Genomic DNA, 15,511 nt, shown 5'->3' with positions numbered 1-15,511 from the left:
GGGAGATGGCGTGCCGCTAACGGGAATTCGCGTACTGGATTTCGGCCGCTACATCGCAGGCCCCTATTGCGCCGCTCTGCTGGCCGATTACGGCGCCGACGTGATCCGGATCGAGGCGCCGGGCGGCAATGACGACCGCTTTACCGTTCCCGTGGCCGAAGACGGATCGGGCGCGATGTTCATGCAGATGAACCGCGCCAAGCGCAGCTTGACCCTCAAGATCGGTAGCGCGGAGGGGCGTGAGATCGTGCGGAAGCTGGTCGAGACTGCCGACGTCGTGGTTGCCAACCTTCCGCACGAAGCGCTCGTCAAGCTCGACCTCGATTACGCGAGCCTGTCGGTGATCAATCCGCGCGTCATCCTTGCGACGGCATCGGCGTTCGGGAGCACTGGTCCGCTGTCGGGCCACGTCGGTTTCGACGCCGTCGGACAAGCGATGTCGGGCACCGTCCACCTGACCGGCGAGCCCGACCAGCCCTACCGCGCGCAGGTCAATTTCGTCGATTTCGCAACCGCGCTCCATTGCGCCTTCGGCGTCATGCTCGCACTGCGCGAGCGCGATGCGACGGGGAAGGGGCAGTGCGTTTCGGGGTCGCTGCTCGGCACGGCGCTCGCACTGTCGAACGCGCTGACGATCGACCATGCGCTCAACGGTATCGAGCGTCAGCCGATGGGAAACCGTGGGTTCAGCTCGGGTCCGACCGATTTGTTTCGGACACGCGATGGATGGATCGTGACCCAGATCGTCGGCGCATCGATATTTGCGCGCTGGGCGAACTGCGTCGGCCGTCCCGAATTGATCGACGATCCGCGTTTCGCGAGCGACATATTGCGTGGCGACAATGGGGCCGAGTTGAGCGCAATCATGCAGGACTGGTGCGCCGAACGGTCGCGCGATGCGGCGCTATCCGAATTGGCGGACGCCCGCGTTCCTGCCGCGCCGGTGTTGAAAGCGAGCGAAGCGCTCGCCGAGCCGCAAGTCGCGGCGATGGGCCTTGTCGAACCGATGGCCTATCCGGGCGCTCCCGCCGCGGCGCCCGTCATCCGGGCGCCGATTGCCTTGTCGGCGGTCGACAAGGCGGCGCCGCAGCGCGCTCCGACGGTCGGCGAACACAGCAACGCCATCCTTTCCGATCTTGGCTATGGCGCGGAGGAAATTGCAGCTTTGCGCGCCAAAAACATAATTTGAGCATCGGGCGGTGGACGCCGTAACGCGGCGCACCTAAGTTGCGAACAACAACCTAACCCCTCCCGTCAAGCAACAAGGAACCCCCGATGACCGACCAGAGCGAATATGTGCCGCCGAAGATCTGGACCTGGGACAAGGAAAGCGGGGGACGCTTCGCAAATATCAACCGGCCGATCGCGGGGCCGACGCACGAGAAGGAGCTTCCGGTCGGCAAGCACCCGCTCCAGCTCTATTCGCTCGGTACGCCCAATGGCGTGAAGGTGACGGTGATGCTTGAGGAACTGCTCGCCGCGGGCCACTCGGGCGCCGAATATGACGCGTGGCTGATCAATATCGGCGAGGGCGACCAGTTTTCGAGCGGTTATGTCGCGATCAACCCGAACAGCAAGATTCCCGTGCTCGTCGACCGCAGCGGCCCCGAACCGATCCGCATCTTCGAATCGGGCGCAATCCTGATCCATCTCGCCGAGAAGTTCGGCGCCTTCCTGCCGACCGACACTGCAAAGCGCGCCGAAACGCTGTCGTGGCTGATGTGGCAGATGGGGAGCACACCGTTCCTCGGCGGCGGTTTCGGGCATTTCTATGCCTATGCGCCGTACAAGATGGAATATCCCATCAATCGTTATGCGATGGAGGTGAAGCGCCAGCTCGACGTCCTCGATCGCCGCCTCGCCGAAACCGAATTTCTGGCGGGCGACGATTATACGATTGCCGATATGGCCGTGTGGCCCTGGTATGGCGCGCTCGCCAAGGGGCTCGTCTATGATGCAGGCGAGTTTTTGCAGGTGAACGAATATAAGAATGTGCAGCGCTGGACCGATCAGATCGCGAAACGCCCTGCGGTCAGGCGCGGGCGCATGGTCAACCGGGTGACCGGCGATCCGGCGAGCCAGTTGCACGAGCGGCACGACGCATCCGATTTCGAATTGCGCACCGCCGACAAATTGCAAGACGAGCCTGCCGCGGGCTGATTATGCGCATAACCCGCGTCCACTGGGGCAGGCGCGGGTAAGGCGGCGTTAGGAAAACCCGTTCGCCACGGGTTTTCCGTCGCCGGTCGCGGCTCGAAAAGCCGCAAAATACGCAAAATTAAGTGCGCCGATCATCGACGGCAGCTTCACCGATGCCGGTCCATCATCGGGGCATGACAGTTCACACCCCCTTGGTTTCGGCGGCTTGGCGGTTCGGTCGATTCGCGCGCCGCCTCGCCGGGTCGCAGCGGGCAGCGGCGATTGTCGAGATGGCGATCGTACTTCCGCTGCTGCTCGCACTGGCGATGGGCATATTGGTCTATGGCCAATATTTCCTGCTCGCGCACAGCGTCCAGCAGGCGGCGAATGACGGCGCGCGTGCCGCAATCGTCGGCCTCGATGCGGAAGATCGCCGGGCCATCGCCGAACGCGCGGTCGACCGGAGCATGGGCGGCGTGGAAAGCTATACGCCGACCGCGCGGGCAGTCGCGGTGAGCGAGACGACCGACGCGGTGACGGTGGCGGTGAGCTTCACCGTCCCCGAGGACAGCTTCCTCCGCTCCGCCTTTGTCCCGTCGCCCGGCAACGTCATCACGGCGCGGGCGACCTTCGAGCTTCCGGTCGACTGATGGCAACGCCGCCCCCCTCGTTCGGCCGCGACGCGCGCGCCGGTGTCAGCACCATGACGGCGTTCGGGCTGACGATGCTGATCGGATCGGCCGCGCTCGCGGTCGATGTGGGATCGCTCTATCTCGACCGCCGCAAGCTCCAGGGGATTGCCGACGCCGCGGCGCTGGCCGCCGCCGGACGGCCGGGGGAGGAGCGTGAAGCGGCGGAACGCATCATCGCCGCGAACTGCAATTGCAACATCGCCATCGCCGTGCTCTCGGCCGGCACCTATACCGCTGATCCCGCCATCGCTGCCGAAGAGCGGTTCGCCCTTGGCGGAACATCGCCGAACGCCGTGCGGATCAAGCTGGTGCGCAACCGTCCGCTCTTCTTCGGGCGGTTTCTGTCCCGAAAGGACAGCAGCGTGATTGGTGCGACCGCTACGGCGGCGCGCCGGGGTTATGCCGCCTTTTCTCTCGGCTCGCGTGTTGCGGCGGTCCGCGGCGGCATCCCGAATGCCGTGCTGTCGGCTCTGACGGGGAGCGAGGTCAACCTGTCGGTCATGGACTATGAGGCGTTGGCGAACGCCGACGTCGACCTGCTCGCCTTTTCCGACGCGTTGCGAACCGATCTCGATGCGGAGATACTGACCTTTGGGCAGACTCTCGACAGCCAGGTCAGCCTGCCGCAGATCCTATCGGCGCTCGCGCGGTCGACCGACGGGCGCGGGGCGGAGGCGCTCGACCGGATGGCCTCGCGCGCGCTGCCGCGGACTCTCGTGCCATCGCACGCAATCGACCTTGGCCCGCGTTCGTCGACGATCCGCATCGACCCGGCCAATCCCGTCAAGGTGAACGCGCTCAGCCTGCTACGCACGATGCTGTTCCTCGGCAATGCGAACCGGCAACTCGACCTGTCGATTGCGAGCGACCTTCCCGGCGGGTCGGGGATCGACGTAGCGCTGCTGATCGGCGAGCCGCCCGCACAATCGCCGCTGATCGCGGTAACCGACACGAATGACGTCATAGTCCGCACCGCGCAAGTCCGGCTGAAGATCGATGCGACGGTCCGCACGCCTGCGGCGCAGGTGCAAATACCCGTGGTTGCCGAACTCGGATCGGCTTCAGCGCGGATTACGGACATCGATTGCAGGCCGCACAGCAGCACGGCGGTGGCGCTGGGCGTGAAAACATCGCCCGCAACACTCGCCATCGGAACGGTCGACGACAGCGATTTCCAGAATATGCAGCGCCCGCTCGACGTGCGCACAGCAAGGCTGCTGCGTCTGCCGCTGGCCTATGTCGAGGGAGAAGCCGAACTGGTCATGTCGGATCTTGCCGAAAAGCCTGCCGGCTTTTCGCGCGCCGACATCGATGCGGGCACTGTGAAAAGGGTCGAAAGCACCGGACTGGCCACCGGTGCCGCCAAATCGCTGGCCGACCGAATGGAGCTGAAAGCCCATATCCTCGGCATCGGTGTCAATGCAAAGGCGCTGACGGCGCTCGTCGGCGAGACGGTGGGAATCGCCGCACCGGCCATCGACGGGGTTATCGAAGGTCTGACAGGCGCGCTGGGCGTCCACATCGGAGAGGCCGATGCGCGCGTCAATGCGCTGCGATGCGGAAAGGCGCGGCTGGTGTGACCGGTTCGGCGCCACAACGGACAGAAATTACGGCCTTTCGGAGCGTCGCTTGCCCATAAGAATAGGGAAGGGGCAGACGACGGGAGCATCCGATGGCGAGGAGGCAGCAACCACAGCGTGTATCGGCAGCAAATTTCATACGCGGTTTTGCGAGCTGGCGGGTGCGAGCCGCGCGCGATCCCGTGGTGGTGACGCATCACGGAAAGGATGCGCACGTCCTTATATCCCTCGACGACTATCGGAGACTTGACGGCCACGATCCCGACGCGCCCGGTCACTCGCTCGAAGTCTCGCAGGCGCGTCTGGTCGAATCGATCCGCGACGCGGTCATCCTTGTCGATCGGCAGCGGCGCCTGGTCGCCATCAACCCGGCTGCGGCAGACATGCTGGAACTGTCCGCCGCTGCCGTAAGCGGTGAACCGTTGGAGTTGGTGGTGCCACGTGTGACAGAAAACCCGCTCTATCCGCATCTCTTGCGCCTGCTTGACCATCGCGCGCGCTTCTCGGGCAACATCGCTGCGCTGACGCGGCCCCGCCAGTGGCTGCATGTCGATCTGGTCCCCGTGCCGATCGGAGGGGCGATCATCCTGCGTGACGTCACGGCGTCAATCGACGCGGCGGCCTCCAGCGACCGCGGACAGGCGACAATGCGCGCCCTCGACGCCGACGGCACGATCGGGCACGCGCGCCTGTCGGTACGCGAAATGATCGAGGCGGCAAATGATTGTCTGGTGGCGATGGTCGGATCGGACGCCGCGGCGATCCGCCGGGTGCGCTTCTCGGCCTTGCTCGCAAATGGACATCGGCATGGTTTCATCGACGCGCTCGAATCGGTGTTCCGGTCAGGCGAGCCAGCGTGCGTCGCATCCGAATTGATTACGCGGGGGGGAGGGTGTGTTCCCGTGCGCCTCTCCATCGCCGAGCTGCGCGGCGCCCACGCCAGCGAGGGGGCTGTCGTTATGGTAACCCGGCGCGGAGACGCGTAGCGATTGGCGAGGCGCCCGTCACCGTCGCCGTAGCGTCACCCCAAATCCCAAGCCTGGACTCACGCAAAACTGCGCCGCGCGGCACTGGACAAGGCCGCTTTGGCGGCGCAATCTGTCCGCGAAAGCCGGTTGCAATCCGGAACCTACCGTTTACGTAAACGTGAGTTGAGACTATAAGGGCGCCTCAGCCCAAGGGAGATTCGTCATGGACATGGAGTTCAGCCCCGAAGACCTCGCCTTCCAGAAGGAAGTGCGCGACTTCATCGCCGAAAACTACCCCGCCGAACTGCGCGGGAAGCAGGATGAAGGCGAGGAATTGTCCAAGGAGGACTTTCTGGCGTGGCACAAAGTCCTCTACGAAAAGGGCTGGGTCGCGCCCGCGTGGCCCGTCGAATATGGCGGCACCGGCTGGACGCCGACGCAGCGCTTCATTTTCTCGGAAGAAACCGCGCGCGCCGATTGCATCCGGCTGCTGCCTTTCGGCCTGTCGATGGTCGGACCGGTTATCTACACCTTTGGCACGCCCGAACAGAAAGCCTATTTCCTGCCCCGCATCCTGTCAGGAGAGGATTGGTGGTGTCAGGGCTATTCGGAGCCGGGCGCAGGCTCCGACCTCGCGTCGCTGCGGACGACCGCGGTGCGCGATGGTGACGATTATATCGTAAACGGACAAAAGACGTGGACGACGCTGGCGCAGCACGCCGACTGGGGCTTTTTCCTCGTGCGCACCGACAAGGAAGCCAAGGCGCAGGAAGGTATTTCCTTCCTTCTCATCGACATGAAATCGCCGGGTATCACCGTGCGCCCGATCATCACGCTCGGCGGCGAGCATGAGGTGAACGAGGTTTGGCTCGAGGATGTGCGCGTGCCTGTGTCGCAGCGCGTCCATGAAGAAAATAAAGGTTGGACCTGCGCGAAATTCCTGCTCGCGCACGAACGCACCGGTATCGCGGGCGTCGCGGCGTCGAAGCGCGGGGTCGAAAAGGTCAAGGCGATCGCCCGCACCGAAGTCGACGGCGACAAGCCGCTACTCGCCAATCCTTTCTTCAAGCGCAAGGTTGCCGAGCTGGAGGTCGATCTGACCGCGCTCGAATTCACCGAGCTGCGCAGCCTCGCCGGACCGAATGCGGGCAAGGGGCCGGGACCCGAGTCGAGCCTGCTCAAGATCAAGGGCAGCGAAATCCAGCAGCGGTTGACCGAGCTGACGCTTGAGGCCGTGGGCCATTATGGCGCACCCTATTTCCGCGGCTTCGGTGAAGGCGATAACGAGCATCCGATCGGCCCCGACTATGCGCATCGCGCGGCGCCAACCTATTTCAATGTCCGCAAGACGACCATCTATGGCGGGTCCAACGAAATTCAGCGCAACATCATCGCGAAGATGGTTTTGGGTCTCTGATATTATAATCGACGTCATCCCGGCGAAGACTGGGATCTCGCCCTTTCGCCATAATGCAGCGGTGGGATCCCGGCCTTCGCCCGGATGACGAAGAAATCGAGGATAGTTTAATGGATTTCACCTACACCGAAACGCAGGACATGGTCCGCGACACGCTGGCGCGCTTTCTGGCCGACACCTACGATTTCGACACGCGCCAGAAGTTCATCGACAGCGAAACGGGGCGCGACCCTGCGATCTGGACCGCATTGGCGCAGGAGCTCGGCATGCTGGGTGCAGCCTTTGGCGAGGAGCATGGCGGCCTTGGCGGCGGCGCGCTCGAAAATGCGATTGTGATGGAAGAAATGGGCAAGGTCATCGCGATCGAGCCCTATGTTCCGACGGTCGTCATCGCGGGCGGCGCGCTGAAGACCGTTGGCGGCGCGCAGGCCGACGCGATGATCCCCGAAATCATCATGGGCAATGCGATCATCGCCTTTGCCTATGCCGAGCCGCAAGGCCGCTACGATCTCGCCAACCTGCGGACCACCGCCAAGAAGGACGGGAGCGGTTACGTGCTGAGCGGGCACAAAAGCGTCGTTTACGCCGCACCCTGGGCCACACACCTGCTCGTCACTGCACGGACAGGCGGCGGACAGCGCGAAGCCGAGGGCGTATCGCTGTTCCTGATCGACGCAAACCTGCCGGGGATCGTCCGCCGCGACTATCCGACCGTCGACGGCAATCGCGCCTCCGAAATCTATTTCGAAAATGTCGCCATTCCCGGTGATGCGCTACTCGGCGGCGAAGGAGCGGGGCTCGCCCTGGTCGAGCAGATCGTCGACGAAGCCACTGTCGCCACCTGTGCCGAGGCGACGGGCGTGATGCAGAAGCTGCACGAAGGCACGCTCGAATATACGCAGCAGCGCAAGCAGTTCGGCGTGCCCATTGCGAAGTTCCAGGTGCTCCAGCACCGTATGGTCGACATGTTCATGGAGGTCGAACAGGCGCGTTCGATGACCATCATGGGGACGCTGAAGCTCGACCTGCCCGCAGACGAGCGCAAGGCGGCGGTGTCGGCGTGCAAGGCGAAAGTCAGTCGCGGGGCGAAATTCGTCGGTCAGAATGCGATCCAGACACATGGCGGCATTGGCATCACGCAGGAGCTTGCTATCGGCCATTATTTCAAACGCGCGACCATGATCGAGGGCCAGTTCGGCAGCGCCGATTATCACATGGACCGGTTCGAGCGGTTGACGCTCGCAGACTGACCGTGCCCCGACGGTCGGCGTCGCCGTCAATAGGCGATGTCGACCGCGACGCGTAGCGTGCGGGGACGCAGGGGGGTCAGAAACCCGGCGCTCCCTTCGAGAAATGGCGTCCCGAGCGCGAAACGGTTTCCGCGAGCATCGAACAGGTTCGTAAGCGTCAACGACAGTCCACGCCGCTCGTCGCCGAGCCGCATGGCGAGCCCCGTGTCGACATAGTCGCCCTGGCCCTCGCCGAGGATCGGACCGATTCCCAATCGCGACGGGCCAACGTAATTGGCCCAACCGTTCACACGGAAATCGCGATCGCCGAGCTGCATGACATAGGTTACCGAACCGCGCGCTGCATGGCTCGCGACATTCGGTATGCGGCCCAATCGCGCGGGCGCGGCGGCGAATATCGGCAGAATCTGCGGTGCCAGCTCATCGACCTTGCTGTGGTTGTAAACGCCGCCGAGCTCGAAAGTGAGGGCCGATGAGGCGCGCAGTGTCAGCGCCCCCGTAACGCTGGTAATCCGGCCATCGCCAATGTTCGCGGTCGTCGGAAAACCGTTGCTGTCGATAAAATCGGCCTGAATATCGCGCCAGCGACTGTGCGATACCGCGACATTGGCATCGACGATACTGTTGCGCTTGTCGCCGAACCGCATACCGGCTTCCCATGTGCGCACCTGATCGTTGCGAAAGCGCCGCACGAAATCGCCGTCGATCGCAAGACCGCCGGGGCGAAACCCCTCCTGGTAGCGCGCATAGAGTTTCACATTGTCGAGCGGCGTTGCGAGGATCGAAAGCGACGGGAGCAGGTCGGTCTCGCGGCGGCTCGCCGTCGTCGCCTCGCCCGCCAGTTTTACCGCGAAAGGAACATCCTCCGCGCTTCCGCCGAGCCGCATGTGCGAAAGCCGCGCGCCGCCCGACAGGATGACGTCGCGAACCAGTTCGACGTTCGCTTCGGCATAGCCGGTGAATTCGGTGATGTCGTTCTGCACGCCTGGCAATGTGGTGCGCAGGCCGCCAAAGCCATACTCACGCCTCTGGGCCGTGCGATTGTCGATGAAGCTTGCGCCGAGTACCCAACCCCAGCCGTCGTGAAAGGGCCGGGACAACCGGTTTTCGCTGACAATCATCGTCGTCCGGTTGCGTTGGTCGAGCACGCGGGGACGGTCGGCGAAGGCGTCGATGACCGCCGGAGCGAAAAGGCGATCGACGTCGACCGTACCGGCAACGCCGTTGGGCAAACTCGCGTCGAAGCGCTCGGCCAGTCGGTGGCGCACATAGGCATTCGACGATTGAAAGCGCAGACTGCCCCAGTCCTTTGCAAGAACGACCGTGCCCATCGCATAGCGCGCCTTTGCATTCTGCTGCACCAGCGAATGACGCATCAAAGGCGGCGCATCCTTGTCGGCATATTGCGCATCGTCGGAGGTGATCGCCTGATAGACGCCCCCGACGTCAACGGTCCAATCGTCCCCTGCATCGATCCGAAAGACGCCGCGTCCGCCGCGGATGTGTACGCGATTGACGTCGTCCTGCCCACGCAGCGGATTGTCGATATAACCGCCCTCGCTGATCATATAGCCGACGAGCCGCAGGGCATGACCGCCATCGCCGACGGGCAGGTTGACGATCCCGGCTATGTCGCCGCCGGGTTCGCCGTGCTGCGTCAGCGTCAAGCCTCCGATCGCCTGCAACGTCATCGCGTGCGCATCCGGCGCTTTGGGCACGGCGCGAATGATCCCGCCAAGCGATCCGGCGCCATAGAGCGTTCCTTGCGGGCCTTCGAGAACCTCGACACCGTCGATGTCGTAAAGGCGCAGGTCGGGGTCCGGCGCGTTATAGCTGATCCGGATGTCGCCCAGATACTGGCCCACCGTCGCCTGCGTCGGCCCGGTAAAACTCGAATCGGCGATCCCCCGGATGAACAGCTTGTTGCGCCCCGATCCCAAATGGGTCGAGGAGACGGTTGCGACGCGTGACAGGATCGAATCGGTGCCACGCTCGCCACCAAACGCCAAATCGCCGCCATCCAGAAGGGTGGCGACGCCCGCAAATTGCGAATAGGGTAGTTCGGTCTTGGTGGCGTTGACGATGATTTCGTCCTCGGGCGCCGCGACAAGGAAATCGTCGGGAGCGCGAGCGCGTGGTTGCGGCGGCTGTCGTGGTGGGGCCGCGCGATGGGATACGCGCTGGACCGACGCTTGCCGTTCGATGCGCCAACTGGTCGCACTCACGCGGACCGCTCGCGTTCCGGTTCCCGCGAGCATCCGCCGTATCGCTTCGTCGACACCCATGCGACCGCGCACCGGCTTGACCCGCGTCGCCCAAAGCTGCGCATCGGCAACGCTGATGCTCACGCCCGCCTGCCGGCTGAGGAGAGGGAGGGCGCTGGACAGACGGCCGCCCGGAACGTCGTAGCGACTTTCCTCGGCCGCCATCACCTGCGCCGGCGTGCCCAGTGTCGCGATCGCCAGAACGATCGAAAGGCCGCGCTCGCCGGTCAGCGCGCAAGCTCCCAGCCATCGCCCTTTTTACGCGCGCGCGTGCCGGAAAGCGCCGCCAGATCGGCGATCGTGCGTGCACGGTCGGGATCGATGATCAACGCGCCGCGGAACGACAGATCGGCAGCATCCGGCGCAACCGTGACCTGCATTCCGGCGGTGCGCGCCAGATCCTCTGCGACAACCGCCAATGGCGTATCGTTATAGACCAGCAAGCCGTTCCGCCACCCGCCGACGGTCGCCGTGTCGACCGACCGCACGACCGGCGCATCGGAGTCGCCATCGCCGACATCGAGACCCTGACCGGCGGTCAAGCGAACATTCTGACGGTCCGGATTATAAGCGACCACGCCCTCGGACACCGCCACCGAGGTCCGCTTGCGGCCGCGCACGACGTTGAAAGCCGTGCCGAGGTCGACGATTTTCGCTTCGCCGGCCTCCACCACGAAAGGCGCATCGTCGCGATGAACCACATGGAACATCGCCTCGCCGGATTCGAGGCGGGCAAAACGCGGCCGGTCTTCGTCGAGCTCGATGATCGAGGCGCCGTTGAGTTCGATCCGCGAACCGTCAGCGAGTTCGATTGTGAGATGTTCGCCGGCGGCGGTCTGGATACGGCCGGTGTCGCCGAAAAAGGCAGGACCATTCATGCCGACGACGAGGGCAAGCGCTGCAGCGACCGCGCCGCCAAACCACGCGCGCCGCGACAACCGCCGCCGCTGCTCGGGCGCGGGCACGAATACCGTTTTGCGGACCGGCGGCAGACTGTCGAGATCCTCGTCGAGGCAGGCGACCGCATCGTAAACGGCGCTATGTTCGGGATCCTCGGCAAGCCAATTGGCGAAGTCGTCCCAGTCGGCAAAAGCCGGATCGCGCTGGCGGATAACCCAGTCGATCGCCTGCGCTTCGGCGGCGTGCTGCTTGTCAGGACGCATCGAATTGCCTCCGGAGTGTGGCGAGCGCGGCATAGACTTTACGCAAATCGGCTTCGACAGTGCTCAGGCTGACACCCAGTTCGATAGCGATGTCGCGCTGCGCCACCCCGTCAACCCTAAACCGCCGAAATGCGCGCGCAGGCCGTTCTCCGGTTGCGTCGATTGCCTGCTCGACCTGCACAAGCTGTTCGCGAGAAATGAGCGCGTTTTCGATCGACGGACGTTGCCTCGGCTGCGTCTCGCTCCAGTCGTGGTCGCGTTTTTCGCGTTGGCGGCTCGACCGGTAGCGGTCGAGCATCAGATTGTTGGCCGCGCGCATGATATAGGGCAGGGGATCGCCAATGGGGCCGATCTGTCGTTCGGTCAGCCGCATCCACAAATCCTGAAAAATATCCTCGGCAGCATCCCCCGCACCGCGAAGTTCCAGGAAACGGACAATGCGCGCGCGTTCGGCCAGCAAAATCGCTTCGATGCCCTGGACGGCGTCGGTCTGCTCCCTAGCGTCGGTCATGAAGTTCTTGTTTCGGAACGCCGTCTTTTGCTGGTCGGTGCTGCCCCCGCGCGCACCAAAGGGTCCCCTGTTCGCGGCGTCATATAGCGCCAAAACACGTCCGCGCAACCATGGTTCATATGGGCGCCCTTGGCGGGGGAGGGTTGCGGTTGCGAACATCGGTTCCTTCTTCGTTGGCGCCAAGGCAAGGGGGAAGCAGACAGGGAGGGTGCTTCCCCCTTGCAGCGGAGTCGGTCAGGGGGGCTAGAGACCGACCCGCAGGCTCGCACGGAACGCCCAGCCAACATGGCTTTGCTGTTCCTCCGCAGACACTTCGGCGCCGACCTGGAAGGCCGAATTGCCAGCGATGCCGCGAAGGCGGCCGACCCAACCGCTCGTGCGCTCCTCTGGGGTAAGGGTGAACGGCGTGCCGTTCTTGAACGACGCCACGGTGGCGCCGAGCTGACCGCTGACGATTTCGCGGCGGCCGGCTTCGAGTTCGAAGCGCGTCCAGCCCGAATAGGCATCATAACCGCCGAAATCGAGGCCGACGGCAACGGTGCCCGTCACGGCAAGCTCGTCGCTGCTGCGGCCAAGGACCGTCAGGTCGAGCGCGTCGCCACCACCCGTTTCCTGATAGCCGTCCTCTTTGAGCTTGTAATAATCGACGGCCAGCGTGGGACGGAGCGAGATCATGCCTTTGCCGCGCATGTCATAAGCCACGGCGCCCGATGCAGACCACAGCGTCGCATCCCATTTGCCACGCATCGTTTCTTCGATGTCTTCGGCACCCGCTTCGGCCGTGAATATGCGCGTTCCCTTCATCTTGACCGGCGCGCCCGAAACGCGGGCGTTGGCCATGAACTTGTCGGACCGCAGGCGCCAGTGGAGGGCGCCTTCGAACTGGCTGGTGCTCACCTCATTGGCATTGCTGCCGTTGCTGTCCTTGCCGCTGAGATAGGCGATCGAGCCGCCAAAGTTGCCGAGGTCGCTCTTGATCTCGGCCCCCATCGAAATACCCCAGCCGCTGACATCATAGCTGGCGGTATCGCCGACGCTCTTCGACGTGCCCCAGACGGCCTGGTTGACCCAATAGCCCCACTTCCCCTCGTCCTGGTACAGGGCGTTCGGGTCCTGAAGGTAGCGGGCAAGCGCGCGCGAACCGGTCGTGACGGTTTCGAACACGCCGCCTTCATGTTCGGGGAGCATCTGACCCAGCTGATTGCGGAAATGGTCGCCGTCGGCAATGTCGAGAAACACGTCCTCGATGTCTTCATCCTTGGCCACTGCGGCAAGAACGGCGCCAAATGCGCTCGCTTCCGACCGGTTGAGGCCAAGCTCGGACACTTCCTTGCGCGCGACATTGACGATCAGCTGGTTCGCGTTCGACGACAGCGTCCCCTTGTAAAGGAACGGAAGCAGGGTCGACGACGCGGTCAGATTGTTTGCGCCGGTCAGCGTTCCCGCGGTCAGAACGACATGCTGCCCTTCGGCCTGTGCAAGGCTCGACAGCTTCAGAATGAGCTTGGAATCGGCGGCAAAGCTCGCATTGCCGGTAACCTGCAGCGCCGTGCTCGACCCGCCGCCCAGCGTGACACCGAGGGAGCCCTTGTCGGTGACGGCAAGCGAAGAGATGGTGCCGCTGCCAATGACGTCGAACGTGCCGCCGCCAACCGAGACCGCGAGTCCTTGCGAATTGACGAGTCCTGCCGAAAAGACCGCAGTTCCGCCGATCGTAAGCGTGTCGGCGCCGCCGCCGAAATCGGCCGTGCCATTGAACACCGACGTACCGGCCAGGGTCATCGTGTCGTTACCGGCACCAAAGCGCGCGGTACCGGAATAAACGGCATCGCCCGACAGGGCGAGGCGGTTGTTCCCGGCGCCGAAATAGGTCGAGCCCTTCACGCTGCCGTCAGCAATGTCGAAAAGATCGTCGCCGCCGCCAAAGCGCACGTCGCCGACGATCGACGGGGCGGCAACCCCCGAAGCGACCGCAGTTTGCTTCACCGTCGTTCCGCCGTTGTTTGCCGACAGATCGATCGCGATGTTGCGATCTGACGTTCCCGTGGCGCCCGTTGCGCTGATCGTACCGCTGTTCTCGACCAGGTCGAGCGTACCCGACAGGTCGACGATGCCGCGCGCCGTTCCGTTGGCCCCTGTCGTCTTGGCGGCGATCGTTCCGCTGTTGCGAATGAAGGGGAGGTTGGCGCCTGTGTCGACCAGCACCGCCGTCGCGACCGCGGTGGCGACATTCTCGGTCGTCGTGGCCTCGATCTTGCCTGCATTGCGCAGTTCGGGCGTCGTCGCACCCGCGCCGAATCGAATTGCCGTCGCAGCCATGTCGCGTGACAAGGCGACGACCGAACCGGTGCCGCCGATGCCGATACCGCCAGCGATGGTCACGTTGCCGCCCATGCCGCCGATCTGCATCCCGTTGCCGGTTTTGCCGGCATAAAGACCGCTGCCGAGGATCGAGCCGTCGATGACGACGCCAAGCCCGGTTCCGGTGCCTGCCACGGGCCCGATGGTGACATCTTGCGTTGCCGACCCGATACGGACAGCGGCGGCCGAACCATAGGATCGGATCGCTGCCGACCCCTCCTTGCTGTCCTCGATGCCGTCCTTATCCTCGTCCTTGTCGTCCGGGTTGGTATCCTTGGGCGGTACTGCAAAAACGATCCCGCCCGTCACATTGCCCTCGATCGACAGCGCCGGACCGCCGATCAGCAGATCGTCGGCGTCGAGTTTGCTCGGATCGGCAGGTGCAGTGGTGTGGCGATAGCCGGTGGCCGAGAGGTTGCCCTGCACGACAAGCGCGCCGGTGATATTTCCGGCAAGCCGCGCCGCCACCGCGTCAACACCGACCGCAGTGATCGTTCCCGCAAGGCGGACATTGCCGGTAACATCCTGCAACCCGACACCCAGCGCACGGTCGCCGAGCACCGAAATGGTGCCATCATTCGTGAAATTGCCCGTCAACGGCCCGCCCAGGCGAATGCCCGCCGAATCATTGCCGCGGATGGTGATTTCGCCACTATTGACGATATTGCCGGTAAAGGCGCCGCCTGTGGAAATGCCGGTCCGTCCCGTCCCGATCGCAAATGGGCCGTCGAGGTCGCCGTCCTTGTCGATGTCGGTCGGATTATAGACTTCGTCGATGATGATCTTGCCGGTCGCGCCGTTCGTGATCGCGCCGACCGTTCCCGCACCCGCGGAAATGCCAGTCGCGCCATTGGCGTTCGTGATCTGGATCGTGCCTTCGTTGACGACCTTGTGGTTGCTGTCGATCGTGACGGCGGTGCCGCTGGTCGGCTTGATCGAGCCGGCCGACGTGATCTTGATGTCGTCGGGGCCGCCCGATTTGACGGTCGACGTGCGGACCGGCGCGGTCGTCGCCGTCGTGATCGTCGTTTCAGCGTGAAGCGGCGTCGAAACAATAGCGGCCAGGCAGGTGGAGGCCAGCAGGGTTTTGCGCATCGGGTTCCTCTTGTGAATGTCGCTCGGGACGTATTCCCTTGAACATCCACAAGACGGAGCCGGTCGGCGGC

General features: G+C 64.1%; 11 protein-coding genes. 7 read left to right on the top strand and 4 right to left on the bottom strand.

What is annotated here, in order from left to right; all coding sequences use genetic code 11:
- Positions 1-10: 10 nt before the first annotated feature.
- The 7 genes from JI743_RS01760 (at position 11) to JI743_RS01730 (ending at position 8,046) form a co-directional block, all read left to right on the top strand.
- Positions 11-1,189 (top strand): CaiB/BaiF CoA transferase family protein, encoded by a 1,179-nt coding sequence (locus tag JI743_RS01760; protein ID WP_201925331.1) that lies wholly within the window; start codon positions 11-13, stop codon positions 1,187-1,189.
- Between the two features lie 86 nt (positions 1,190-1,275).
- Entirely contained in the window at positions 1,276-2,160 is an 885-nt protein-coding gene (gene yghU, locus JI743_RS01755) for a glutathione-dependent disulfide-bond oxidoreductase (RefSeq protein ID WP_201925329.1), read from the top strand.
- A 173-nt stretch (positions 2,161-2,333) separates the two neighbouring features.
- Complete coding sequence (locus JI743_RS01750) at positions 2,334-2,789, top strand: TadE/TadG family type IV pilus assembly protein (protein WP_201925327.1); 456 nt, start codon at positions 2,334-2,336, stop codon at positions 2,787-2,789.
- Positions 2,789-4,411 (top strand): pilus assembly protein TadG-related protein, encoded by a 1,623-nt coding sequence (locus JI743_RS01745; RefSeq protein WP_201925325.1) that lies wholly within the window; start codon positions 2,789-2,791, stop codon positions 4,409-4,411. The genes JI743_RS01750 and JI743_RS01745 overlap by 1 nt, the downstream gene beginning before the upstream one ends.
- Before the next feature lie 92 nt (positions 4,412-4,503).
- On the top strand, positions 4,504-5,397 hold the full coding sequence (locus tag JI743_RS01740) for a type II toxin-antitoxin system Phd/YefM family antitoxin (RefSeq protein WP_201925323.1): 894 nt from the start codon (positions 4,504-4,506) through the stop codon (positions 5,395-5,397).
- A 205-nt stretch (positions 5,398-5,602) separates the two neighbouring features.
- Positions 5,603-6,796, top strand: coding sequence for an acyl-CoA dehydrogenase family protein (locus JI743_RS01735; protein ID WP_201925321.1), 1,194 nt, complete (start codon positions 5,603-5,605; stop codon positions 6,794-6,796).
- 110 nt (positions 6,797-6,906) lie between these two features.
- Positions 6,907-8,046, top strand: a complete 1,140-nt coding sequence (locus tag JI743_RS01730) for an acyl-CoA dehydrogenase family protein (protein ID WP_201925319.1) — start codon at positions 6,907-6,909, stop codon at positions 8,044-8,046.
- A 26-nt stretch (positions 8,047-8,072) separates the two neighbouring features.
- Here JI743_RS01730 and JI743_RS01725 read toward each other — a convergent pair whose 3' ends face one another.
- The 4 genes from JI743_RS01725 to JI743_RS01710 all read right to left on the bottom strand — a co-directional run bounded on the left by JI743_RS01725 (position 8,073) and on the right by JI743_RS01710 (position 15,440).
- Positions 8,073-10,475, bottom strand: a complete 2,403-nt coding sequence (locus JI743_RS01725; protein ID WP_201925317.1) for a TonB-dependent receptor — start codon at positions 10,473-10,475, stop codon at positions 8,073-8,075.
- 62 nt (positions 10,476-10,537) lie between these two features.
- Positions 10,538-11,473, bottom strand: a complete 936-nt coding sequence (locus tag JI743_RS01720) for a FecR family protein (RefSeq protein ID WP_201925315.1) — start codon at positions 11,471-11,473, stop codon at positions 10,538-10,540.
- Complete coding sequence (locus JI743_RS01715; RefSeq protein WP_201925314.1) at positions 11,463-11,984, bottom strand: RNA polymerase sigma factor; 522 nt, start codon at positions 11,982-11,984, stop codon at positions 11,463-11,465. The genes JI743_RS01720 and JI743_RS01715 overlap by 11 nt, the downstream gene beginning before the upstream one ends.
- Before the next feature lie 243 nt (positions 11,985-12,227).
- Complete coding sequence (locus tag JI743_RS01710) at positions 12,228-15,440, bottom strand: autotransporter outer membrane beta-barrel domain-containing protein (RefSeq protein ID WP_201925312.1); 3,213 nt, start codon at positions 15,438-15,440, stop codon at positions 12,228-12,230.
- Positions 15,441-15,511: the final 71 nt, after the last annotated feature.

It is taken from the genome of Sphingopyxis jiangsuensis, from assembly GCF_016734905.1.
In the GTDB taxonomy this organism is placed as follows: domain Bacteria; phylum Pseudomonadota; class Alphaproteobacteria; order Sphingomonadales; family Sphingomonadaceae; genus Sphingopyxis; species Sphingopyxis jiangsuensis.
This window is presented reverse-complemented; position numbering and strand designations above follow the sequence as displayed.

What these genes read in the sequence shown, in the direction of transcription:
- yghU (WP_201925329.1), top strand. Translation starts at nt 1,276, where the DNA reads ATGACCGACCAGAGCGAATATGTGCCGCCGAAGATCTGGACCTGGGAC.
- JI743_RS01750 (WP_201925327.1), top strand. Translation starts at nt 2,334, where the DNA reads ATGACAGTTCACACCCCCTTGGTTTCGGCGGCTTGGCGGTTCGGTCGA.
- JI743_RS01745 (WP_201925325.1), top strand. Translation starts at nt 2,789, where the DNA reads ATGGCAACGCCGCCCCCCTCGTTCGGCCGCGACGCGCGCGCCGGTGTC.
- JI743_RS01740 (WP_201925323.1), top strand. Translation starts at nt 4,504, where the DNA reads ATGGCGAGGAGGCAGCAACCACAGCGTGTATCGGCAGCAAATTTCATA.
- JI743_RS01735 (WP_201925321.1), top strand. Translation starts at nt 5,603, where the DNA reads ATGGACATGGAGTTCAGCCCCGAAGACCTCGCCTTCCAGAAGGAAGTG.
- JI743_RS01730 (WP_201925319.1), top strand. Translation starts at nt 6,907, where the DNA reads ATGGATTTCACCTACACCGAAACGCAGGACATGGTCCGCGACACGCTG.
- JI743_RS01725 (WP_201925317.1), bottom strand. Translation starts at nt 10,475, where the DNA reads ATGGCGGCCGAGGAAAGTCGCTACGACGTTCCGGGCGGCCGTCTGTCC.
- JI743_RS01720 (WP_201925315.1), bottom strand. Translation starts at nt 11,473, where the DNA reads ATGCGTCCTGACAAGCAGCACGCCGCCGAAGCGCAGGCGATCGACTGG.
- JI743_RS01715 (WP_201925314.1), bottom strand. Translation starts at nt 11,984, where the DNA reads ATGACCGACGCTAGGGAGCAGACCGACGCCGTCCAGGGCATCGAAGCG.
- JI743_RS01710 (WP_201925312.1), bottom strand. Translation starts at nt 15,440, where the DNA reads ATGCGCAAAACCCTGCTGGCCTCCACCTGCCTGGCCGCTATTGTTTCG.